Origin of the sequence: Pleurocapsa sp. PCC 7327 (assembly GCF_000317025.1) — a bacterium.
In the GTDB taxonomy this organism is placed as follows: domain Bacteria; phylum Cyanobacteriota; class Cyanobacteriia; order Cyanobacteriales; family Microcystaceae; genus Hydrococcus.
In genome coordinates, this window is record NC_019689.1 from 4,727,365 (window position 1) to 4,749,412 (window position 22,048).

A 22,048-nucleotide genomic window follows, 5' to 3' on the forward strand; every position below is an offset into this window, starting at 1 on the left:
TTAGACTCGGTTCCCCTCACAAAAGTTCGAGCTATCCTTTAATCAGTTTCTGTGTCAGCAATCCTATGGTTTTGTCTTCTGCCCCCTCGCCGATTCATTTGCCGGGTACTGAATGTTTCATTCGCCCCCGAGTCTCTCTGGCAGACTTTACCTCCTATCGAGTCGGCGGACTGGCGCAATGGTATGTAGCCCCGCGCAATTGGAACGAACTGCAAGCCACCTTCGAGTGGTTTCGAGGTCAAGATCTGCCCCTGCTCCTATTGGGTGCTGGCTCGAATTTACTCATCAGCGATCGTGGCATCCCCGGTTTAGTCCTTAGCACTCGCTACCTGCGGCGCACCCATTTCGATCCCGAAACGGCAAGAATAACGGCAAGCGCGGGCGAACCCATCGCTCGCCTCGCCTGGCAGGTGGCTAAACGGGGTTGGCGAGGCTTAGAATGGGCGGTTGGCATTCCCGGGACGGTTGGCGGAGCGGTGGTCATGAATGCAGGCGCTCACAACCACTGCGCTGCCCAATATCTGGTCAGCACCACCGTTCTTTCCCCCGATGGAACCCTAGAGGAGCTAACCCCTGACGCTTTGAACTACAGCTATCGAACTTCGGCATTGCAAGGCGGCAATCGGCTAGTTATCGAAGCTACCTTCCAACTACAACCGGGCTTTAGTCGAGATGAGGTGATGGAAACTACCAATCGCAACCTCCAACAGCGCAAAAGTTCCCAACCCTACGATCGCCCTAGTTGCGGCAGCGTTTTTCGCAATCCTACGCCACATGCAGCCGGATGGCTCATCGAACAACTGGGGTTAAAAGGCTATCGCATCGGCAACGCGGAAGTCGCTCGCCGCCACGCTAACTTTATCCTCAACTGCGGCAATGCTAAAGCAGACGATATCTTTCGCTTGATCCGCTACGTCCAGGAACGAGTCGAATCCCATTGGTCGGTGTTGCTAGAACCAGAAGTAAAAATCTTGGGAGAGTTTTCACTTATCTAAAGCTGTCGCGATCGCCAGGAAAGGCTAAGATTAACTAGAGGTTGATTTCCTTCAACCGAGCAAGTATAAATACTTGCTCTTGTCGATCTTGAATTCTAGATTACTCAACTGATTTTAAAGAGATATGGCAAAAGGACAAGGATTTGGGTTTGGGTTAGGACAGCTCAAAGAGGCTTTCCAGAAAGCCAAGCAAGTTCAAGAAGGCGCTAAAAAACTCCAAGAAGAATTGGAGCAAATGGAAATTCAGGGACAAAGCAGCGATGGTTCGGTAAAAGTTATCCTCAGTGGCAACCAAGAACCCCGTCGCGTAGAAGTCTCTCCAGAAGCCGTCGCTAAAGGTGCAGAGGCACTGTCCGAACTCGTAACTGAGGCGATGACAGATGCCTACAATAAATCGACAGAAACGATGCGGACGCGGATGGAAGAACTTACTAGCGGTCTGAATCTTCCCGGAATGTAGAGCGATAGGAGTTAGGGAGTCAAGTAGAGAAAGGCGCTCCAAAGTGCGGACGCAGGAAAATCCTTAACCGCACCCGCGCCTGCGTCGTCGATCGCTTTGTCTCCCCAGTCTCTCTTTATGTCAATCTCGCGCTGAATCTTCAAAACAAGATGGTATAAAATAATAAGTTTCTCTTCTGTAGCGGTTCTCGGAATAAATGAGATATAAGAGAGCAGAGCGGCGATCGCCGTTGTTGTTCAGGAAAATGCCAAAACTCTATGAAAGTTAGTATACAACCAGCGCTAAGCGACTCCCACCTAGATGCCAATCAAGCTAGAAGTCAGCGCCAATTGTCTTTGTCAATCGCCGCGATAGCCGAGGATCGAGAGCAATCGCTACCGTTAAATCTCTGTTTGGTACTCGATCATAGCGGCTCTCTGACCGGACGACCCTTAGAAACGGTCAAAGAAGCTGCTATTCGTCTTATCGAACGATTGAGCCACAGAGATCGCCTCTCGGTGGTTGCCTTCGACCATCGCGCCAAAGTCATCGTCCCCAATCAAACCGTGACGGAGCTTAGCAAAGTTAGGCATCAGATTCAACAGTTAGAACCTGCTGGAGGCACTGCGATCGACGAGGGGATGAAGCTGGGAATCATAGAAGCGACGAAAGGAAAAAACAATACAGTTTCCCAAATTTTACTTTTGACCGATGGCGAGAACGAACACGGAGACAACCAGCGCTGTTTAAAACTCGCTCAGTTGGCATCAGAATACAATATCACCATCAACACGCTTGGTTTTGGCACTCACTGGAATCAGGATGTCTTGGAAAAAATTGCTGATTATGCTGGGGGAACGCTCAGCTATATCGAAACTCCCGACAAAGTTCTCAGCGAGTTTAGCCGACTATTTAACCGCCTTCAGTCAGTTGCCTTAACCAATGCACGCCTGTTGCTAGAACTAGCATCCCAGGTGCGCCTTGCCGAACTCAAGCCCATCGCGCAAGTCGCTCCAGACACTGTAGAGTTAACCTCTCAAATAGAAGGCAACTGCCATCTTATCCGCTTGGGCGATTTAATGACGGGAGATTCGCGAGTCGTGTTGGTGAATTTGTATTTGAGCCAATTGCCAACCGGAACGCAAACCATTGCTAAAGTGCAAGTGCGTTACGACGATCCGGCTACGTCCCAAGAAGGATTGCTCACCGAAAAACTGCCCGTCCAAGTAGAGGTGCAGTCCGTCTATCAACCGCAACCCGATCCCCAGGTACAAAAAGCGATTTTGATGCTGGCGAAATACCGACAAACCCAAATTGCGGAAACCAAACTCAAACAGGGCGATCGCGATGGAGCTGTCACAATGCTACAAACAGCTGCCAAAACAGCATTACAACTTGGAGACCAAGGGGCGGCAACCGTTCTCCAGACCAGCGCCACTCGCTTGCAATCGGGGCAAGACCTCTCAGAAGCGGAACGGAAGAAAACGCGGATCGTCGCTAAGACAATTTTGCAAGAGAAGACCACCCAAGCGTGAGAAAAACTCAACCAGCTAGTTTTATCTCAAGCCGGTTGGTAAATCTCACACTGTTTGAGTTTTTTCAACAAAGCAAGCAAGCGCGCATCCGCTTGTGCCAGTTTGTATACCCAACAGCTTCGCTGGCGTAAGCAGTTGTTGCACAACATCGTTATCCTCCAACTGAAGTTTCTTCAAGATCTATTCTCTCGTAAAAAACAGCTGGCCGCTCGAAATGTTGGCTGAATTTTAGGGGGAAATTAGTAGCCTGCTTCTTCTTCGTATTCGGGTTGTTTCTCTTTTTTCTTGTCGGGAATGTTAACCGGAGAAGGCTTATAAGGCTCCGGTTCCGTGTCGTCATCCCAGACATCGCCTCGGACATCATCGTAGTCTTCGTAATCGTAATCCGGTTCGGGAGCCTTGGGTTCGTAAACAGGGGGTTGGTAGCGAGCCGCAGCGCGCTCTCTTCTGACTTCACCCCAGTTGTCTTCTTCTAACTCTTCTTCGTATTCATATTCTTCTTCGTAGCGAATCGACTCGGCTTGCCGACGGGGAGGCGGGGCAGCGATAGGCTGTTCCCATTCATCTTCGTCCCAACGTTCTTCTACCACTGGCTTGCGAGCTTCTACTGGCGTGCGAATGGGAATGCCGCTAGGTAGTTCGTTGCCCGGTTGAACGGTAGACGGATACATCTCTTCTTCTTCTCTTTCCCAAGGGGGTCTGCCGATACCCAAACGTTCTAGGACTCCTACGGTTAATTGTCTGAGGCGCTCTTCTGCCCCTTCAAAAACGATCAAGCGATTGGGTCCGCTGCTGACCACTTCCTCCATAGAGAGTTCGTAGGTGCTGATGAGTTGCTCGGGAATCTGTGGAAATCCCAAAGAAGCGATCGTGATAGTAGAAACTTTGCCATCCTCTAGATTGAATTGGAAGTCCCGAACGCGACCCAGGGGTTCTCCCGTTTCTGTAATTACTTCGCTATTGATCAAGGAACTGTAGGCATCGATATCGATGGCTTCGAAGACATCTTCATCCTCTACCAAAATGACATCGCCTACTTGCCGGATGCTAGAGATGTACATGTACTGAGGCATTCCAGAGAGGGCCAGAATGTTATCTCTCAGTCCCAGCGCTACTACTTCTCGGCGATCGATATCGACTAATACTTCTTTAACAACTCCCAACTTTTTACCTGTGTTGCGAGCGATCACCTGAGTGTTTAAAAATTCGTTACGTAAACGGATGTTATCGGTGGTCATTTTGTCCTGTAATCGCAGCTATAGCTTCCTGTAGAAAGTTTGTCTAATGATAATGTTCCAATAGCAATCGGTCGGTCTTGATTTACTGATAATAACTTAAGCTCTATGATTTAATACCTGGCGGGCACTGGAAGATAGGCTCCTTAAGTTTGTGGGATACTCAATATTTAGCTCGGACTGATATACAAGCAGATTGGTTGGCGCGAGTTAATCTTCAAAAATTGTACTAGCGAATCCAACTTGTTAATCATTTTAACTAATCGCTTGACATTTGCCCGCTCCAAAAGAGAATTATCTGTCTGCCCAGGAGAATAGAAACTGGATCTGTTCGGGCATTTTGGTAATTTTTCTAAGATTTTTAGCGCGATCGCGTGCGGGAAAATTATTCTAGAAGAGTTATCTAGAAAAACTATCGGATTAGCTAAGATGAAACCATATCTAGCTGGCAACCTAAAGTCATTCCATTGCGGTTAAGCGTTATGAGCGTGGCAATGAAAGAGTTAGAGCAATACTACAAAGTGCTGGGCTTGGAATTAGGGGCATCTCTCGAAGAGATTAACCAAGCTTACAAGGATTTAGCATTTATTTGGCATCCCGATCGCATCCCCAAAGATAATCAACGGCTGCTAGAAAAAGCCGTTGCCAAACTTCAGGAACTCAACCACGCGCGGGAGCAACTGCGGCAAATCCAAACCAAGGAAAAATCGTCTCGACAGTCCAGGTCAAAATCTTCTTCAAAGCCAGCATCGTCCCCAACGCGGGAACGCCCTCAGTCAACTTATTCTCAGGCAAGAAGACCCTACTACAGCGATCTCAGCGGAGCGAACCTCAGAGGAGCCGATCTCAAAGAAAAAGACCTCTCTGGCAGAAACATGGCTGGTGCCGATCTCAGCGAAGCCGACCTCAGCGATAGCTTTTTACATAACGTTAATCTCGAAGGTGCCAATTTGTATAGAGCCAATCTATTTCGCGCTAATTTGCTGCAAGCCAATCTCAAACAAGCAAATTTGCAAGAAGCCAAGCTAATTGGGGCAGATCTGAGCGGAGCCGATCTGCGAGAAGCCGATCTCAGAGGCGCTAAAGTTGGTTCTGGTAATCGTATTCTGGTCAAACTGACAGGAGCTATCCTTACGGGAGCGATTTTGCCCGATGGGACGATTCATAGTTGAAGTCGGAAGTCGGGGGAGATGGGGAGTGTGGAAAGTGTGGGGAGAGTTCGGAGACTCCGAAGACAAGGGGACTGGGAGACTGGGAGTGTGGGAAGACAATTAACTACTAACTACTAACCAATCCAAAATCCAAAATAAAATTATTGACAAGTGGCTGAGCAATTTACCAAAGGCGGACAAGAAGGTTGGTTTTACGATCGCGGCTATTGGGGAGGATTTTTTCACACTTACGATAATCTTCAGGTGGGCAGAGAATGGGATAAGCCGCGTAAGGTTCATATTTTCTTGCCGCGAAATTATGAGATTAGCCAGGAACACTTTCATTTTGGGTGGGAATAGATTCTGCGATGGATGCTTCTTCCTTCGAGTTTGCGGTTTTTTTCTTTGGGACTCTAGAGTCTTCGGCGCTTCTTTTCGAGGCTTCAAAAACCCTAAACAATCCCGACAAGCGCTTAAAAATTTACCTGGACTGGGGTTTAGTAAGAGAAGGAGGTTTTCACAATTCGTTTATTGAAGAGCGTGCCACGGCACGAGGTCGCGAAATGCGGGATATCTTAGTAAAAGATTTTGGATATCGGGAAAACGAAAATCTGTTTGTTGTCGAAGATCCCACGGGAGAGCATACCGAAGAGTCTTGGTCGAGTCGGATGGAGAATGCTTTAAAAATCTTCTTTGGAATTTAGTTCGCAGCGATCGCAATTTTCTACGAAATTGAGTTGGTTTTGACGCATAACTTCTCCCAATAAAACAGCGATAAAAATGCCAGCGAGCTTTTCTATCGACGGGGACAGTAGTCCGAACAATCCCTTGCCTCTGAAGTTAAAACCTTAGAAGGGTGAACGGCGCACTTGAGATAAAAGTTATTGTTAAAAAAATGACACTTAGTGCAGGGAACTTGGCGATCGCGTTTTGCAGTCGTTGATTGTTCGTCAAACGCTTTTAAAAACATCAATCGTTTGAGTAAGACCGCGACTAACGCAATGGTAAAAACAATCGAGATGGCTAACAAGCCGCTAGAAATCAATAAGATTCCGCTATTATTAGTGCGATCGGCGCTTGGTTTTCCATTAGTCGGAATCTCAGTTTGTAGTGACTGATTTGAGTAAGCATCACCTCGATAGGCAGCTAAAAAGTTTTGTTCTTTCACCACTGGTTGATATAAGTATTCTTCAGCATCCATATCATTTATCTCCGAGCAGAAACTCCTGAAAAGTTCAACGCTAGGCAAGCTTCGAGCGAGAGGATCGTTCTCAACTGAGACTTGCACCTACGCTTCGCTCCACTCCACAAGGGAATTCATTCCCTTGCTCGGTTGCAACAGTCCTCGCCTATAGAACTAAATGATGACTAGATAAGACTTTCAGTCCATTTTAATGGACTTATGCTCTTAGCCAAGAAATTGATTTCTTGGCGAGATTTTAATGTTTACTGGTTCTGGTTCTGATGCAAGATCTAAGTCAATCAATACTGAATCGGCAGACTCGATCGCCAGTGATTCTCCTTCGCTTGTCTTCTTTTTTTAAGCTCGTGCTGCCGCTACTCCTGCAATCTTGCGATATTCTTCTGCTGCTTGACGACAAGCTCTTGCGCATTTCTGGCAATGTTCGTCTTTGTGTTTTTCGCATTCTTTTGCACAAGCATCGCAAATTTCGGCACAAGCTTTGGCTAGATGGGGAATAAAGCGCGAGCCGCGTACCATATAAATTGCGATCGTGCGGCAAGTTTCTACACAGTCGAGACAAGTGCGAGCGCACCCTAACATTTCTGGATCTCCCATGCAGGCTTTGGCGCAATGTTCGCACTCGACGACACAATACATGGCAGTATCAAAACTGGATTGATATTCTTTGCTAACTAAAAGCATTGGAATTTTCCTCTCTTTTATTTTTAATATGTAAAAATTTTCTGAACAAAATATCATCTCTCTGTTGAAAGAAAGCGGATTTCTTGCTATAGACAGAGCAAGATTTCATCTCAATTCCGTTTTTTAGTAGTTCGTAAGTAATAGTTACTAAAAAAATATCTACTAACCACTAACTATTAACTATCTATTAACTATTAACTTTCTATGCAGGTCGAACTACTGGCAAATTGGCAGCCTTCCAAACTATCTAATAGCCAGGAATTATTGATGACGCGCGCGATCGCATTCATACTTTAGCAAAAAACTGGCGGCAATGGAGACGCGATAGCCGCTGTTACGCCTGCTCGATTGTCGTCCGCTAGGTTTGTTCTAATCTTCTAATAATATCTAATATTAGTACCATTGCTAAGGTTTTTTTCTATGATAGTTTTTCTTTAAAAACCTAGCAATAAAACTAATAATTTTTCTTCACTCCTTAGTAATACCTTTAGCTGACAAGACTGGCTTTATCTTCTATCTTAAGATAGAGTTAATTTTAGGATTTCAAAACAACTGTTTTTTTTGTAAATATTTACATACCGATCGACTTATCTAGAAACTGTTAGTAAAATCAAGAAAAATTCTCTCGTGGACAACTAGGCTCTTAATTTTGCCGATCGGCAGAGAAAAATAAGACTGGAAACCAACTGCGACGTAGCAAGTCTCTCGCAAAACAGGGAACGGCTAACTCTAGCCAATCGGGTTGACGGTCAGTTGCGATCGCGATCGCGCTGATATCAAAATACAGCGCAGCATCGAGAATTTCTAGCAAAGGATTTCCCTGTCGTACCTCAGTATTGACTTCCAATCCCAGTGCTTCTAATTCAGCTTTGACGGATTCTAGTTTTTTCTGAGCTTCTTGCAGGCGATTAGTTATCAGCACCTTTTCGCGCAATCCATCGCTAACAACCCAAACGAGCATGCATTGTTTTAGATGCTTTTCTGGTTGTTTCTTGGCATACTCTTTGATTCGTTCGATTAAATAGCGAGCCGCTTTCCCATCATTGTAAGGAATTAACAAATAACGCCAAAGATGCCGACAGCGCAAGGATAATTCTTCGCGAGTATAAGTGGTAATTAGTTCGGGACGGAGAACGATGAGGGGTGTTGACATCAATTTCGTCAATGCCGCGCTCGTACTGCCCAAGATTTTTTCTTCCAGCAAACTGCGAATTGGCGTGCCCACAAAAACGACATCGATTTGATAGGTTTCTACTGCTCGAAGGATTTTTTCAACCGGACGACCTAACGCAACTTCTACCTTGACTTCTACTCCTTCTGGCACGGAGGTGAGAGCGGCTGAGAGGCGTTCTTTAGCTGCTGCGACTTGCTCTTCGTCTATTCTAGAACCTCTTCCGTCTTGCCAAACCGAAATAATATGTAAAAAAACAATCCGTTTTAGACCGCTACTTGCTAAATCGGGAACAAAATCAGTCAATCGATGCAAGCCGTCGGAAAAGTTCGTGCAGATTAAACAGTGTTGAAACATAACTTAAAATCGTCGCTCGCGCCAATATTAGTATATTTAAAAACATCTACGTTCCGTAAAGTATGAAATAGCGATCGCTGTCGGTTTTAGATTGTTGGGCTACGCTTCGATCGACTCATAAATAGCAAGACTTATGTCGAACTAACCGTCGATCGGGCAAATCAACTTCTGATTCGGTCTCAATGAACTTGATACATTTATACATATCAGCAAAGTATTATTCTCTGCCGTTGGAAAGATTTCTTCTAAACCAACCCTATTTCACTAACCCCGTTTGGCGTAATAAGTCGATCGCTTTTTCTTTGTGTTTTGCTTCAATTTCTATCCAATCGATGTTGCGATAGGCACTGGGCATTGCGGTAATCAAATCGCTATGTTTGGGATCGCGAAAAGAGGTGCTTCCATTAGAAATGTGAACTAGCTGCCATTCGGGAGGTTTCCGAGTCGTGCGAGCTGCCAAAACCATTTCTGCAATGCTAGGGTCTTCATAACTATCAAGCTGTTCGTGAATGACGTGGTGATGGGCATCAAACACCATCGGAATTTCCGCAGCCTGGCAGATTTCTAAAATGTCGCTCGCACTGTAAGTGTATTCGTCATTCTCCAATGTTAAACGCAGTCGAATCGACTCTGGCAAATTGCGGATCGTATCGATTAGGTGCATGGAACGATCGCCCCTGCCGCCATGTATATTTATTAATGCCCAAGGCGATTGCAGTAATCTTAGCATATCAAAAATACGAGCGTGAGTAGCAAGAATTTTAATGCTGTTTTCGATAACTTCTGGGCGATCCGAATTTAACACTACCTATCGATCCGGATGCACGACTAAGCAAATTCCTAACTCTGTCGCGCGAGTTCCTATTTTTGAAATCGGTTCGGCAAGCTCACCTAAAACTTCTTCAAACAATACTTTTCTACTTACCTTCTATTTTTTTACGGAAAGCCCATCGAACACATCTGTTTCTGACTTTCGATTGGCAAATCTCCAACTTGGTTTGAGAAACAGCCAGCAAACGAACAAAAAAGCAGCGATCGCGATTTGCATAAGATCGATTGCAGATACATAGCCATCGGCAAAAGCAGCGAGGCTTCGGTCAATCGTTCCAAATAACCAAGCAGCAATTCCTAAAAACCAAGCTAAAGTTCGGTAAATGTGAGAAAACTCTTCAGATTGTGATTTTTTTCTGAGATGCCCTGATAAGTCGCTGTTAGCCATAGTTATCTATTCCTAAGAAATGCGAACCGAAAAATTTAGCTCCGACCTACATACATCGTAACAATTCTTTACAGATCGGTTGAATGATTACTGGGCTGAGGATGGAGGCAGTTGAGCAGAGAGTTCGCTCGAACCATATAAATCGACAAATCTTTTATATAACCAGAGGGTGTTGCAATCTGAACCCTTATGCGACTTGAATAAGCGATCGATATTTCTTTGGGCTAGTTTGCGCAGATAAGGCAAATCTTCAAACAGAGTCACAATGGCAGCGATATGCAAAGGGAATTGCAATAAAGGTTTAGGCCACTCTAACTCGGTGTAAATATCGATAAAGAACTTATGTGCGCCTTGATTGAGAGGAACGGCATTAAACAAGACAATTATATGTTTGCCGTTATAAACTGGGATGCTGAGTTCGACTGTATAGGGAGTAAGCAGGGTTAAGTTGACATCGACTAGCGGTTGTCGCCAAATTCTTAAAACATTGAATGGCGAATCCAAAACGGTTTGAAACCTAATTTTTCCTCCATTATGCGTAGACTCGAACTGACTGACTCCAACAATTTTTAAGTTATTGAGGCTGAAACTGTGAATGGTTTCCAAATGCTTCAAATTGAGCAAATGATAGATTTGGCAGAGATAGGGAAAAGATAAAGTATACTCTTGACTAATCGCGTGTTGTTCTTGCAACTGAAGCATTCGGTTGGCAACGATACCTTTGTAAACTTCAAGCCGCTCCGCATCGATATCGAGCTGATGGTTTTGCTTGTCTTCATCGGCGCTTTCCGAACTCGGTTCTGGCTTTAAATAAAGCCAAGTAACAAAGAAAAACACGATTGTCAGGATTTGTACGAATTCTAGGACAGATAAATGACCTTTGGTAAAAATAGCAAGGGCGCGATCGCAAATTGCAAACAGCCAAGCGGGAATCCCAACAAACCAAATAAGGCTTTTGACTGCATGTAGAAAAGATGTAGTTTTGCTCGTTTGCTCTTTCTGTTGTGGGATAACTTGGTAATCTTTTATCGCCACTGTTTTGTTAGACATAGGCACTCAACCCTCGCCTGTAAAGACGTATACATTTGCATAAATTTTTCAAGTTACTAAAAATTAAATTTAGTTGACTGAGGACATTCTTTATGCTTATAGCTAATATAACAACCCAAAAAATTTTTTTCTTCTATCACAAGTTCAAGTTAAACTCTCTACCCAAATGATGAGAGGAACGAACGCAGCAAAGCCGAATCCATAAAGGTTTTCCCGCGCGATCGAGAAGTCCTGAGAAAGCGATCGCCATCTTTAGAGAAAACACGCTAAAATAAGAGTGAAACCCGCTCCGAATCAATACTCTTCATTCAATCTAGCGCGAGTGAGAATAGAGATAAGTCAAAGAAAAATGCTTTGTTAAATGAGAATACAGCCATCGGTTCTAGTACATCTGGGCTTTGGTAAGTATGTGCGCTCAGACCAAGTAACAGCAGTTATCCCCATCGAGGAAGGTCGCGGACCGGGACGGCGTACTTTGATATACCTACAAGGACAAACCGAACCTATCGTTGCCTCTCGTGCTGAAGACTCAATCGCGCGCGACCTCCTACAAGAGCCGCGCGAGATCGTTCAGGCACGGCAACAGCAGGAGATTCTAAGCGATTTACTCATGGATTTGCACAACGTCAATCCAACTATCCGTCGGATCGTTCGCGACGAAAGCGGTCTCGATCTCGAACGTTTGGAGCAGCGTATCCGCGAAGTAATCGAGGATGAGTTAGTAGCGAGAGCGTAACGCTAATGTAGGAGACGTTCCAGGGAAAGTCTCTAGCAACCTTCCCTAATTACTTCCTAAGATTGATGAGCCAAAAAGATCTTTCCAATCAGCTCGACTTCCGAATTCAACTATGAAGTGAGTTGGCGATCGAGACATTGTACTTCTTCAGGCGACAGTCGAACCTCGATCGCCCTTACAGAATCTTCAATACTAGAAATTTTACTAGCGCCGGGGATGGGGATGATGCAAGGAGATTTAGCAACTAACCACGCCAACACGATCTGATAGACAGACGCGCCTTTTTCTTTGGCTAGCTGGGCAATAGTCGGAATATCTTGCAGGCGACTAACGCGACTACTCCCTCCCAGAGGACTCCAAGGCAAGAAAGTTAGCCCCTCTCGTTCGCAATATTCTAGTACCCCATCAAATTCAGGCTGACGGTACCAAGGATTGTACTGATTTTGGACGGAGACAATCTCAACTACGTCGCGAGCGCGTTTAATCTGTTCTACCGAAAAATTAGAAACGCCTACAAATCGAATTAACCCTGCTGCGACAGCTTCTTTGGCTGGGGCGAGTGACTCCTCAATCGTATAGTTAGGATCGGGCGCATGGTATTGCCAAACATCGATGGGTTTTTCGCCCCCAAGCGCTTCATAACTTTGGCGAATCGTCTGGCGCAGATGGTCGGGATTGCCATTGCGAATCCAGTTGCCATTGGGACGCATTAAGCCTCCTTTAGTAGCAACAATAACATGGCTCGTATCCTCATGGTATTTTTGAAGTGCAGTAGCAATCAGGCGCTCGTTGTGGTGTTTGTCGGATTCATCTTGACAGTAGAATCAGCCGTGTCAATCAGGGTGACTCCAAGATCGATCGCTCTATGAATGACTTCAATTGCCACCGATTGAGGCGGACGACCGTTTAAAGACATTGGCATTCCTCCCAAACCAATGGCGCTGACGGTCGTATCGGTATTGCCAAGTTTTTTGGTTTTCATGAATAAGCTGGGTTGTTGCATTATCTTTTGCTTTCTCTCTATTTAGCCAAAAAAATGAGAGAAGGGTCGTCTATCTAGAGACAAGTTAATTTTTTCCTCGTAAAGCCTCGATAATTTTGGTATTGGCTTTCGGAAAGGGAAAGCGATCGATTTCTTCTAATGTTACCCAGCGAATTTCTTCGCATTGAATGGGTTTTGGTTCGCCTCCTAAATAGCGGCAATAGTGAACGATTAGAGTCACCCGAAAATGGGTGTAGGCATGATCGATGCTGATGAGATGGTCTTCGACTTCGATATCGATGCCGATTTCTTCTAAGATTTCGCGCCGGATACAGTCTTCGACGGTTTCATTGGGTTCGATTTTGCCGCCAGGAAATTCCCACAATCCTCCCAGCAATCCATTAGCAGGTCTGCGATCAATTAAAATCAGTCCCTCGTCATTGCGGATAACGGCGACACCAATTCGTTTATGAGGGAGGGGAGAAGAACTTTCGCGCATGGGGAGTTGAGCTTGCATGCCTTGACTATACGCCTGACAGTATGGCATCCACGGGCATCGATCGCAACTGGGACGCGATCGCGTACAAACTATTGCCCCTAAATCCATTAAAGCTTGGTTGAAATCTCTCGGATGCTGGGGATCGATTAGCGTATCCGACAACTGCCACAATTGCTCAATTGCCCTAGCAGGCGGCACGGGTAAAGCAACTAAGCGAGATAACACTCGCTTGACATTGCCATCCAAAATAGACCAAGGCTGGTTAAAAGCAGCACTGAGAATGCTGCCTGCTGTAGTGCGACCGATTCCAGCTAGAGTTAAAACCTCGTCTAGCCGTTGGGGAAAGACTCCATTATAGTCTCGCACGATTTGCCCTGCCGCTTTGTGGAGATTGCGGGCGCGAGCATAGTATCCTAAGCCTTCCCAAGCTTTGAGAACGGTTTGCAGATCGGCGACTGCAAGGTCTTTAATGGTAGGAAATCGATCTAGCCACCGTTGATAGTAGGGAATGACAGTCTTAACCTGAGTTTGTTGGAGCATAATCTCCGAAACCCATATAGTATAAGGATCGCTTTGATGGCGCCAGGGTAAATCCCGTCCCTGTCGTCCGTACCACTCAAGCAGCGATCGCCTCAGTTCAGTTATTGGCGAACTAATGGCAAATGAGGAATAACGAATGACCAACTACTATTATTCCTGTTCCTGTTCTGGGAGGGAGCTGTTGAGAGCTTTAATAGACTTCTCAAGATTCATTCTTTGTTCCGCATTTCGTAGGAAATATCCACTCATCATCGCCGAGGCTAACAACCGTCCTAAGTTTTCCTTGCTAGTACTAATGGTAATGTCAAAGTTTTCTGAAGGCAGATTTCCTAACAAGCCAATAATACTGCGTTCCATCACTTGAAGAACTTCAGGAGAATCCGGTCTAGAAAGGCGAGCTATTGTTTCTGGAGTTAGAGATTGAACGTATTGCCACAATCCTTCTCCCGACTCCCTTTCGCTACCAAATAAATTTTGAGAACGATTTAATTCGTTGTTCACTGTTTGCCTCCTGTGACTTCTTCTGTAGTCTCAATCTACTGTCGAACGAGTAAATATTTTTGGCGTTTTTATCGGTTTTGCTTTTCTTTAATGTAGCAAGGTTGAATCTTGTCGGTCATTGGGTAGAACCGAACTCTAAACGTGTCGTTTTCCCTCCCAAAGATGAAGAGATGGGGAGACGGGGAAGACGGGGAGTGTGGGGAGACAAGGGAGAAAACTAATCACCAACCACTAACTACTAACTAATCCCCAATCCAAAATCCCAAATCGAACAATCCCCAACCGTCAGTTCCCAAAAAATTCTCTGTACCTCGGACGTAAATTGCGAAATAATTAAGTTTAAAAATCAGTCAATTCTTGGGAAAGGAGTCGAGGAATGCTGGAAACCATCGGTTTCGCACTAGGCGGTTTGCTGATGGACATACTAGGACAAAAACCTGCAACGAGTATGACGGCAACAGCATTATCAGTAGCGTGGCAAGAAGCAAAGGTTTTTGACATTCCTACTCAGCCAGATCCCATGGTAGAGACAATCGTTAAAGATTATCTAAAAAGGTTAGCCTCTCTAGGCTACTCTAAAGATCGACAGGGAGTTTGGATACAGTCGGAATGGGCAGAATTAGCACGACACCAAGATAGTATCCCTGCATCGGCAGCGTCTCTGACCAAAATTGCTACGACGATCGCGGCGTTAGAAACTTGGGATCTCAACCATCGATTTGAAACTCGTATTTATCAAACGGGCGTTATTCATAATGGAATTTTAGAAGGGGATTTGCTCGTTGAGGGAAGTGGCGATCCGTTGTTTGTCTGGGAGGAAGCGATCGCGATCGGCAATGCACTCAACGAACTCGGAATTCGACAAATCAAAGGTAATTTAATTGTTACGAGCAATTTTAAAATGAATTTTCAGTCCGATCCTCGAAAATCGGGCGAACTCTTTAAACAGGGATTGGATTCTCGTCGTTGGTCGTCTGAGGTGCAAAAACAATATCAAACTCTGCCGAAAGGAACGTTGCGTCCTCAAATCGCGATCGCAGGTACAATCCAAGTCCAACCAAGCATCCCCGACACTGCTCAATTGCTCCTGCGCCATCAGTCTTTAACCTTAACCCAACTCCTCAAACAGATGAATATTTACAGCAATAACGTCATGGCAGAAATGTTAGGGGAAACTATCGGCGGTGCAGCAGTCGTCTCCCAGATAGCCGCTAAAGCAGCTCATGTTTCTCCTGAAGAAATTCGCCTGATTAACACGTCTGGGTTGGGAGTCGATAACCAGATTTCTCCCCGTGCCGCCAGTAAAATGTTAATCGCTCTCGATCGCAAATTAGATTCTCAACCGATAAGTATATCGGATTTATTCCCACTCAGCGGACGCGATCGCCACGGGACGATGCAGTGGCGTGCCATTCCCTCTGGCGTTGCCATTAAAACTGGCACTCTCGCGCAAGTGAGCGCTTTAGCGGGCGTTATTCCTACCAAAGAACGCGGTTTAGTCTGGTTTGCCATTATCAATCATGGCAACAACATTGAAAGATTGCGAGCAGAACAAGACCGATTATTACAAAATTTATCCCAACATTGGCAAATCATCCCCGCTACAACTACGATTGGCACTGATAATGCTTATTTAGGCGATCCCAGTCGCAATCTAAAAGTTAAAGGATGAGAGCGAACGATCGTTTCACAGTCAATTTCAAGCAGCTCGATCGCACAAAAATAAAACCAATCTCAATCTTATAAACCATCGTATTAAGATTTAATACTCAGCAACAATCTGCGCCTTTTTCTCCTGATATAACTAGAAAATAGAGCCAGTTTTATTGGCATCTCAAACCGAGATAAATCTCTGCAAAAAATTGCCAGTCACTTGCTTGCCGAACCGGAGGATTGACTATGACCAACGAATTTGTTTATGGAATTGCAGGATCGACTGCTTTATTAGGTTTATTAATTGGAGGAGCAATAACTTACCTACAACTCCGTAGGAGTCAAAGCAAGCAAGCGGCAGAATTTTTGTCTAAACAAAAAGAATTAGAGCAAGAAAAAGAGAAAATCTTAGAAAATCTCACTCAGGCGGAAGATTCTAATCAATCTCTTGGCGAACAAAATGCCCAACTGCAAAATAAGATTAGCCAGCTAGAAGAGAATACCAGTCAGTTACAACAGGCGATCGCGACTTTGGAAAAAACTAAAAGTAACCTCGAAGCAGAGTTAAAACGCGATCGAGAAAAAGCTAACGATCTACAACGACAGTTAGGCGATCTCGAACGAGAAACTGAACGTGTGGCAGTTGCTCTTAAGCAAAAAACGGAAAAAGTTTCCGAGCTAGAAAAACAAATTGGCAACCTAAGAAAGGAAAAAGAACGTATAGAAACGAGCTTAAAACAGGAGACAGAAAAAACTAAGTCTCTGCAACAACAATTGCAAAAAATAAATCAAGAGAAACAGCAGATTCAAGAAGAATTACAAAAACAAATTAACAACCTTAAAAAAGAAACAGAAAAAGTAAGCTTACTCCAACAGGAATTACAAAAAAATACTCAAGAAAATCAAAAAAATCAGGAGAAATTACAGCTTCAAATTAGTACAATTCAAAAACAAAATTCTGAGCTGGAGCGAGAAAAAGAAAGAATCGAAGCAGCTTTGAAAAAGGAAACAGAAAAAGCGACTTCTCTAGAAAACCAATTACAACAAATAACGCAAGAAAAACAGCAAACTCAAGAAAGTTTACAAATCCGGATCGACGACCTTCAAAAACAAAATTCTGACCTAGCTAAAGAAAGAGAAAGAATCGAAGCAGCTTTGAAAGAAGAAACAGAACGGTTTGCTTCGTTAAAGAAACAGTTGCAGCAATTAAACCAAGAGAATCAAAAAACTCAAGAGAGATTGCAAGAACAAATTACTAATCTCTCTCAAGAAAAAGAAAAAGTAGAAGTTACCTTAAAACAAGAAACAGAAAAAGTTGACTCTCTAGAAAAAGAATTACGTCAGCTAACTCAAGAAACTCAAAAAGATCGAGAAGAAGCTAATAACCGAATTGAGTTGTTACAAAAACAGCTCGAAGAACTAAAACAAGAAAAAGCAACTTTACTGGAACAACAACAAGCCAAAGATGAATGGCAAAAGCAAGTCGGTCAACTTCAAAAAGAAATAGCTAGCCTCAGACAAGAAAAAGAACAAGTAGAAAGTGCTTTAAAGCAAGAAACCGAGAAAGCAGAAGACCTGCAAAAACAGTTAAAGCAACTTGCCCAAAAAACCTCGTTAAAGGAAGCTGAAAAAACCACTCCAATAGTCACACCCCAACAGCCTACTCATCCTCCAAAACAAGAAGAAGAAATAAAATCGGAACTCCAACAAATTTCCTCACCAGAACCAGAAAAGAAAACGACAGCAACTCAAAAGAAACAAAAACCACTAGAAGGAAAAAAAGTTGTTATTCTGGGAACTTTAACCCAAGTCAATCGCGATGAAGCTAGAACTCTGATTCAAAATGCAGGTGGAAGCGTTATGAGTTCCCCTGGCGCCAAAACCGACTATATCATAGTAGGCAAAGCGCCAGGAGAAAAACTCAAAAAAGCACAAAAATTAGGAATTCCTCAACTTTCGGAATCGCAGTTTCTAGAGTTACTCAAAACCTCTCAAGAATCTGCCTGAGTAATTAGGGATAAATACAGGGCTATTTCATTCTCGAAAGAAAGCCAGAGAATAAATTCTCTGTCTAATCTCTTAAGTCCTATAAGACGGACTTAAATTTTGAGCCAACTCGCGCTACCAGATGTGCCTAACGGCGGCGCGGGGTCGCTCGTCAAATTCATTTCTTGGTTAACTGCAATCAGAATGAAATAATCCTGGGATAAATTTTATATCCTGAATCGATCTATTTCCGGCTTATCAATGAACGATCTTCTTCAAAGCGGGCAAAAAGCACCAGATTTTTCTGCCAAAGACCAAAATGGTAATTTAGTAACTTTAAGCGATTTTTCTTCTCAATGGCTGGTGCTTTATTTTTATCCAAAAGATAATACGCCAGGTTGTACGACGCAAGCACAAGACTTTACAGCTTCCTCGTCGGAATTCAATGCTTTAGGCGCTAAAATTCTTGGCGCGAGTCCCGATTCAGAAACTTCCCACTGTAAATTTATCGAAAAACATAATTTATCAATTCAACTGTTAAGCGATCGCGACCATAAAATCGCCCAAGCTTATGGTGCATGGGGATTGAAGAAATTTATGGGCAAAGAATACATGGGCATTATTCGCTCGACTTTCCTAATTAATCCCGAAGGCGCGATCGCGCATGCTTGGTATAATGTACGTGCCAAAGGTCATGCTCAAGTCGTTTTGAAGAAATTAAAAGAGTTAAGGAGCCTCTGAAACGGTTTTCCTGTCTTTCCTAGAACAGCAATCTTTTGCCAGCAAAAACCTGGGGAAAGTAACACTAACTCAGGCGGCAAACAATTCGATCTAAAAAAAGGGTAAAGGATGAACGGCAAACCGACCCTTTATCGCTTATGCTTGCGATTATATTCTAATCTTTAATTAAGATGGCGCACGAGAAACGTTTGAGAACTAATGACTATGGAAAAAACTGACATTTTAAAGACGGATAGCGTATCGGTTAATCCTGTAGAGGCGATCAAAATTCAGGTGGAAGACGATCGCACCGGGATGAGCCTGGAGACTCTCAAACGGGCTTTTCTCGACAATCTTTTTTACTTACAAGGAATCGGTCGGACTGAAGCAACACTCTACGATTATTATGTCGCACTTGCTTATACAGTGCGAGACAGGCTCTTGCACCGCTTTCTGAAAACATTAGAAACTTACAAGAAAAACCAGTCTAAATTGGTTTGCTATCTCTCAGCAGAGTTTCTGATGGGTCGTCACCTGGGTAACAATCTGATCAATCTGGGGATCTATGACAAAGTGCGCCAGATGATGGAAGATTTGGGGATCGACCTCGATGAAATACTCGAACAAGAACCCGACCCCGGCTTGGGGAATGGCGGGTTAGGAAGACTGGCAGCGTGTTTTTTGGATTCTCTTGCCTCCTTAGAAATTCCTGCGATTGGCTATGGCATTCGCTACGAATTCGGCATCTTTCACCAGAAGATTCAAGATGGCTGGCAAGTAGAAGTCCCCGATAACTGGCTGCGTTTTGGTAACCCCTGGGAAATTGCCCGTCCCGACGATACCGTCGAGGTAATGTTAGGCGGACATACCGAGGTTTTTCACGACGAACGAGGATATGCTAAAGTAGTTTGGATTCCCGATCGCACCATTATCGCCATTCCCCACGATACTCCCGTACCGGGATACAATACCAATACCGTCAATCCCCTGCGCTTGTGGAAAGCTGAGGCAAGCCAAGACTTCGACTTCGATGCATTCAATGCCGGACACTACGATCGCGCCGTGGCAGAGAAAATAGACGCGGAGACGATCTCGAAAGTTCTCTATCCCAACGATAATACCCCAGCCGGACGAGAACTTCGCTTGGCACAGCAATATTTCTTCGTCTCGGCATCGCTACAAGATCTCGTTCGCTTGCACTTGCGTAGCAATAAAAATTTGGACAATTTCCACGAGAAATTTTCCATCCAACTCAACGATACTCACCCAGCCGTCGCGATCGCAGAATTCATGCGACTCCTAGTCGATAAATATGGCTACTATTGGGATACGGCTTGGAAAATCACCCAAAAAACTTTTGCCTACACCAACCATACTCTCATGCCAGAAGCCCTAGAGCGCTGGTCGGTGAGTCTGTTTGCCAAACTCCTCCCCAGACACCTAGAAATCATCTACGAAATCAACCATCGTTTTCTCGAAGACGTGCGAACCTGGTTCCCCGGCGACGACGAACTGGTCAGTCGCCTCTCTCTGATTGAGGAAGGATACCACAAGCAGATTCGCATGGCTCATTTAGCCTGCGTGGGCAGCCATGCTATTAATGGCGTTGCCGCACTGCATACGGAACTTCTTAAAAAAGACACTCTCAAAGATTTTGCCAAACTCTGGCCCGAAAAGTTCTATAACAAAACGAACGGCGTTACCCCGCGTCGTTGGATCTTGCTCAGCAACCCCAAGTTGGCTAAGCTAATTGCCGAGAAAATCGACAATGGCTGGCTCAAAAATCTCGACGAACTTAGAAAGCTAGAGGAGTTCGCAGACGATTCTGACTTTTGTCGGCGCTGGCGAGAAATTAAGCAGGAAAACAAGCGCGATCTGGCTGCTTATATCCTCAAGCACAGAGGTGTCGAGGTAGAGATCGATTCGCTCTTTGACGTGCAGGTCAAGCGCATCCACGAGTACAAGCGCCAGCATTTAGCCGTGCTGCACGTGATTAGCCTCTACAACCGCATCAAGCAAAATCCCAGTATCGATGTCTTGCCTCGGACGTTTATTTTTGGCGGGAAGGCAGCTCCAGGCTACTTTATGGCAAAGTTGATTATCAAGCTGATCAACTCGGTCGCCGAAGTCGTCAACAAAGATCCAGACGTGCGCGGTCGCCTGAAAGTGGTCTTCTTGCCCAACTTTAGCGTTTCTTTGGGGCAGCGAATTTATCCGTCAGCAGATTTGTCCGAGCAAATTTCTACGGCAGGCAAGGAAGCGTCGGGTACTGGTAACATGAAATTTGCTATGAACGGTGCTCTGACGATTGGGACGCTCGATGGAGCCAATATCGAGATCCGCCAAGAGGCGGGATCGGAAAATTTCTTCCTCTTTGGTTTGACAGCCGAACAAGTCTACGAACTCAAATCTAAGGGGTATAGCCCGATGCATTACTATGAAAATAACGCCGATCTCAAAGCCGTCCTCGATCGCATTGCTAATGGCTATTTTAGTCACGGCGATCGCGAGCTGTTCAAACCGATCGTAGACTCGCTGCTCTACGACGACCAGTACATGCTCCTAGCCGACTATCAAGCTTACATCGACTGTCAGGAGCAAGTGAGCCAAGCTTACCGCGATCGGGAAAAATGGACGCGCATGTCTATTCTCAATGCAGCACGCATGGGCAAGTTTTCTAGCGATCGCACCATTTGGGAATATTGCAAGGAAATTTGGGACGTAAAACCCGTTCGGATCGCTCTGGAACCCTATCATCAACCTGTGTAAGGAGAAGAGGCGCGATCGCTAAAACTCGTAGGGGCAGGTTTTCAAACCTGCCCCTACCAATATTGTGGGCGTTTATCCAGTAGTGCGAACATCCCGCTCGCGCGAGCAAGATGCTCGCACTACATGTATTCAAGTCTCTGCCTACCCACTTATAACTTTCAAGAAGCTTCTCGCTCTAATAACAACGTCACGGGACCGTCATTTTCGATGCTAACCTGCATCATTGCGCCAAACTTCCCCGTTTCCACTCGCAAGCCGCTGCTTCTTAATTTAGAGACAAATTGCTTGTATAAATCTTCTGCTTGTTGCCCAGAAGCCGAATTGCTAAAAGATGGGCGACGACCTTTGCGACAATCTCCATAAAGGGTAAACTGACTTACTACCAAAAGTTCGCCCTCGATCTCTCGTACCGATTTTTCCCAGCGATCCCCGTTTTCGCCGTCTGGAAACAATCTCAATTCCAAACATTTGCGTGCCATCCAGTCGAGTTCAGCCTCTGTATCGGTGGGGGCAATCCCAACCAATAGGTTTAATCCCCGTCCGATCTGGCCGACAATCTCTCCATTAACCGTAACTTGAGACGATTTAACTCGCTGGATGACAACGCGCATAGTTTGGTTATTGG

21 protein-coding genes and 1 pseudogene are annotated in these 22,048 nt (G+C 44.9%); 11 read left to right on the forward strand and 11 right to left on the reverse strand.

What is annotated here, in order from left to right; genetic code table 11:
• The first annotated feature begins 65 nt into the window (after window positions 1-65).
• The 3 genes from murB (at window position 66) to PLE7327_RS21235 (ending at window position 2,969) form a co-directional block, all read left to right on the forward strand.
• Window positions 66-995: a UDP-N-acetylmuramate dehydrogenase gene (gene murB / locus PLE7327_RS21225; RefSeq protein ID WP_015145819.1), complete on the forward strand. Its 930-nt coding sequence runs from the start codon at window positions 66-68 to the stop codon at window positions 993-995.
• Between the two features lie 124 nt (window positions 996-1,119).
• Window positions 1,120-1,455, forward strand: coding sequence for a YbaB/EbfC family nucleoid-associated protein (locus tag PLE7327_RS21230; protein WP_015145820.1), 336 nt, complete (start codon window positions 1,120-1,122; stop codon window positions 1,453-1,455).
• A 257-nt stretch (window positions 1,456-1,712) separates the two neighbouring features.
• On the forward strand, window positions 1,713-2,969 hold the full coding sequence (locus PLE7327_RS21235; RefSeq protein WP_015145821.1) for a VWA domain-containing protein: 1,257 nt from the start codon (window positions 1,713-1,715) through the stop codon (window positions 2,967-2,969).
• Window positions 2,970-3,208: 239 nt separating this feature from the next.
• Here the strand turns inward: PLE7327_RS21235 and PLE7327_RS21240 are convergent, their stop codons facing one another.
• Window positions 3,209-4,207 carry a PRC-barrel domain-containing protein gene (locus PLE7327_RS21240; protein WP_015145823.1) on the reverse strand — a complete coding sequence of 333 codons (999 nt, stop codon included), beginning with the start codon at window positions 4,205-4,207 and terminating at the stop codon, window positions 3,209-3,211.
• Between the two features lie 491 nt (window positions 4,208-4,698).
• On the opposite strand from PLE7327_RS21240, the gene PLE7327_RS21245 reads away from it, so the two are divergent.
• The 3 genes from PLE7327_RS21245 (at window position 4,699) to PLE7327_RS24120 (ending at window position 6,059) form a co-directional block, all read left to right on the forward strand.
• On the forward strand, window positions 4,699-5,376 hold the full coding sequence (locus PLE7327_RS21245) for a pentapeptide repeat-containing protein (RefSeq protein WP_015145824.1): 678 nt from the start codon (window positions 4,699-4,701) through the stop codon (window positions 5,374-5,376).
• 150 nt (window positions 5,377-5,526) lie between these two features.
• Window positions 5,527-5,715 (forward strand): hypothetical protein, encoded by a 189-nt coding sequence (locus PLE7327_RS25500; RefSeq protein WP_041392466.1) that lies wholly within the window; start codon window positions 5,527-5,529, stop codon window positions 5,713-5,715.
• Window positions 5,706-6,059, forward strand: a complete 354-nt coding sequence (locus PLE7327_RS24120) for a hypothetical protein (RefSeq protein WP_217523251.1) — start codon at window positions 5,706-5,708, stop codon at window positions 6,057-6,059. Before PLE7327_RS25500 ends, PLE7327_RS24120 begins: the two co-directional genes overlap by 10 nt.
• 92 nt (window positions 6,060-6,151) lie before the next feature.
• Here PLE7327_RS24120 and PLE7327_RS21260 read toward each other — a convergent pair whose 3' ends face one another.
• The 6 genes from PLE7327_RS21260 to PLE7327_RS21285 form a co-directional block, all read right to left on the reverse strand.
• Entirely contained in the window at window positions 6,152-6,556 is a 405-nt protein-coding gene (locus tag PLE7327_RS21260) for a hypothetical protein (RefSeq protein WP_015145825.1), read from the reverse strand.
• 339 nt (window positions 6,557-6,895) lie between these two features.
• Window positions 6,896-7,240 carry a four-helix bundle copper-binding protein gene (locus PLE7327_RS21265; RefSeq protein WP_015145826.1) on the reverse strand — a complete coding sequence of 115 codons (345 nt, stop codon included), beginning with the start codon at window positions 7,238-7,240 and terminating at the stop codon, window positions 6,896-6,898.
• Between the two features lie 643 nt (window positions 7,241-7,883).
• Window positions 7,884-8,768 carry a universal stress protein gene (locus PLE7327_RS21270; RefSeq protein WP_015145827.1) on the reverse strand — a complete coding sequence of 295 codons (885 nt, stop codon included), beginning with the start codon at window positions 8,766-8,768 and terminating at the stop codon, window positions 7,884-7,886.
• Window positions 8,769-9,024: 256 nt separating this feature from the next.
• Entirely contained in the window at window positions 9,025-9,573 is a 549-nt protein-coding gene (locus PLE7327_RS21275) for a hypothetical protein (protein ID WP_051036497.1), read from the reverse strand.
• A gap of 123 nt (window positions 9,574-9,696) precedes the next feature.
• On the reverse strand, window positions 9,697-9,987 hold the full coding sequence (locus tag PLE7327_RS21280; protein WP_015145828.1) for a hypothetical protein: 291 nt from the start codon (window positions 9,985-9,987) through the stop codon (window positions 9,697-9,699).
• An 87-nt stretch (window positions 9,988-10,074) separates the two neighbouring features.
• Window positions 10,075-11,037 (reverse strand): hypothetical protein, encoded by a 963-nt coding sequence (locus tag PLE7327_RS21285; protein ID WP_015145829.1) that lies wholly within the window; start codon window positions 11,035-11,037, stop codon window positions 10,075-10,077.
• 361 nt (window positions 11,038-11,398) lie between these two features.
• Here PLE7327_RS21285 and PLE7327_RS21290 point away from each other — a divergent pair, with 361 nt between their 5' ends.
• Window positions 11,399-11,773 (forward strand): hypothetical protein, encoded by a 375-nt coding sequence (locus PLE7327_RS21290; RefSeq protein WP_015145830.1) that lies wholly within the window; start codon window positions 11,399-11,401, stop codon window positions 11,771-11,773.
• Window positions 11,774-11,883: 110 nt separating this feature from the next.
• Here the strand turns inward: PLE7327_RS21290 and PLE7327_RS21295 are convergent.
• The 3 genes and pseudogenes from PLE7327_RS21295 to PLE7327_RS21305 all read right to left on the reverse strand — a co-directional run bounded on the left by PLE7327_RS21295 (window position 11,884) and on the right by PLE7327_RS21305 (window position 14,295).
• Window positions 11,884-12,755 (reverse strand): annotated as a pseudogene (locus PLE7327_RS21295) (aldo/keto reductase).
• A gap of 85 nt (window positions 12,756-12,840) precedes the next feature.
• Window positions 12,841-13,938: an A/G-specific adenine glycosylase gene (gene mutY / locus PLE7327_RS21300; protein ID WP_015145831.1), complete on the reverse strand. Its 1,098-nt coding sequence runs from the start codon at window positions 13,936-13,938 to the stop codon at window positions 12,841-12,843.
• Between the two features lie 6 nt (window positions 13,939-13,944).
• Entirely contained in the window at window positions 13,945-14,295 is a 351-nt protein-coding gene (locus tag PLE7327_RS21305) for a DUF760 domain-containing protein (protein ID WP_015145832.1), read from the reverse strand.
• Window positions 14,296-14,671: 376 nt separating this feature from the next.
• Here PLE7327_RS21305 and PLE7327_RS21310 point away from each other — a divergent pair, with 376 nt between their 5' ends.
• The 4 genes from PLE7327_RS21310 to PLE7327_RS21325 all read left to right on the forward strand — a co-directional run bounded on the left by PLE7327_RS21310 (window position 14,672) and on the right by PLE7327_RS21325 (window position 21,423).
• Entirely contained in the window at window positions 14,672-15,967 is a 1,296-nt protein-coding gene (locus PLE7327_RS21310; protein WP_015145833.1) for a D-alanyl-D-alanine carboxypeptidase, read from the forward strand.
• A 227-nt stretch (window positions 15,968-16,194) separates the two neighbouring features.
• Window positions 16,195-17,955, forward strand: coding sequence for a BRCT domain-containing protein (locus PLE7327_RS21315; protein ID WP_015145834.1), 1,761 nt, complete (start codon window positions 16,195-16,197; stop codon window positions 17,953-17,955).
• Between the two features lie 240 nt (window positions 17,956-18,195).
• Window positions 18,196-18,675, forward strand: coding sequence for a thioredoxin-dependent thiol peroxidase (bcp, locus tag PLE7327_RS21320; protein WP_015145835.1), 480 nt, complete (start codon window positions 18,196-18,198; stop codon window positions 18,673-18,675).
• A 198-nt stretch (window positions 18,676-18,873) separates the two neighbouring features.
• A complete protein-coding gene (locus tag PLE7327_RS21325; protein WP_015145836.1) occupies window positions 18,874-21,423 on the forward strand; it encodes a glycogen/starch/alpha-glucan phosphorylase in 2,550 nt (849 codons plus the stop codon).
• Between the two features lie 158 nt (window positions 21,424-21,581).
• Here PLE7327_RS21325 and dtd read toward each other — a convergent pair whose 3' ends face one another.
• Window positions 21,582-22,034, reverse strand: coding sequence for a D-aminoacyl-tRNA deacylase (gene dtd, locus PLE7327_RS21330; RefSeq protein ID WP_015145837.1), 453 nt, complete (start codon window positions 22,032-22,034; stop codon window positions 21,582-21,584).
• Between the last annotated feature and the right edge of the window lie 14 nt (window positions 22,035-22,048).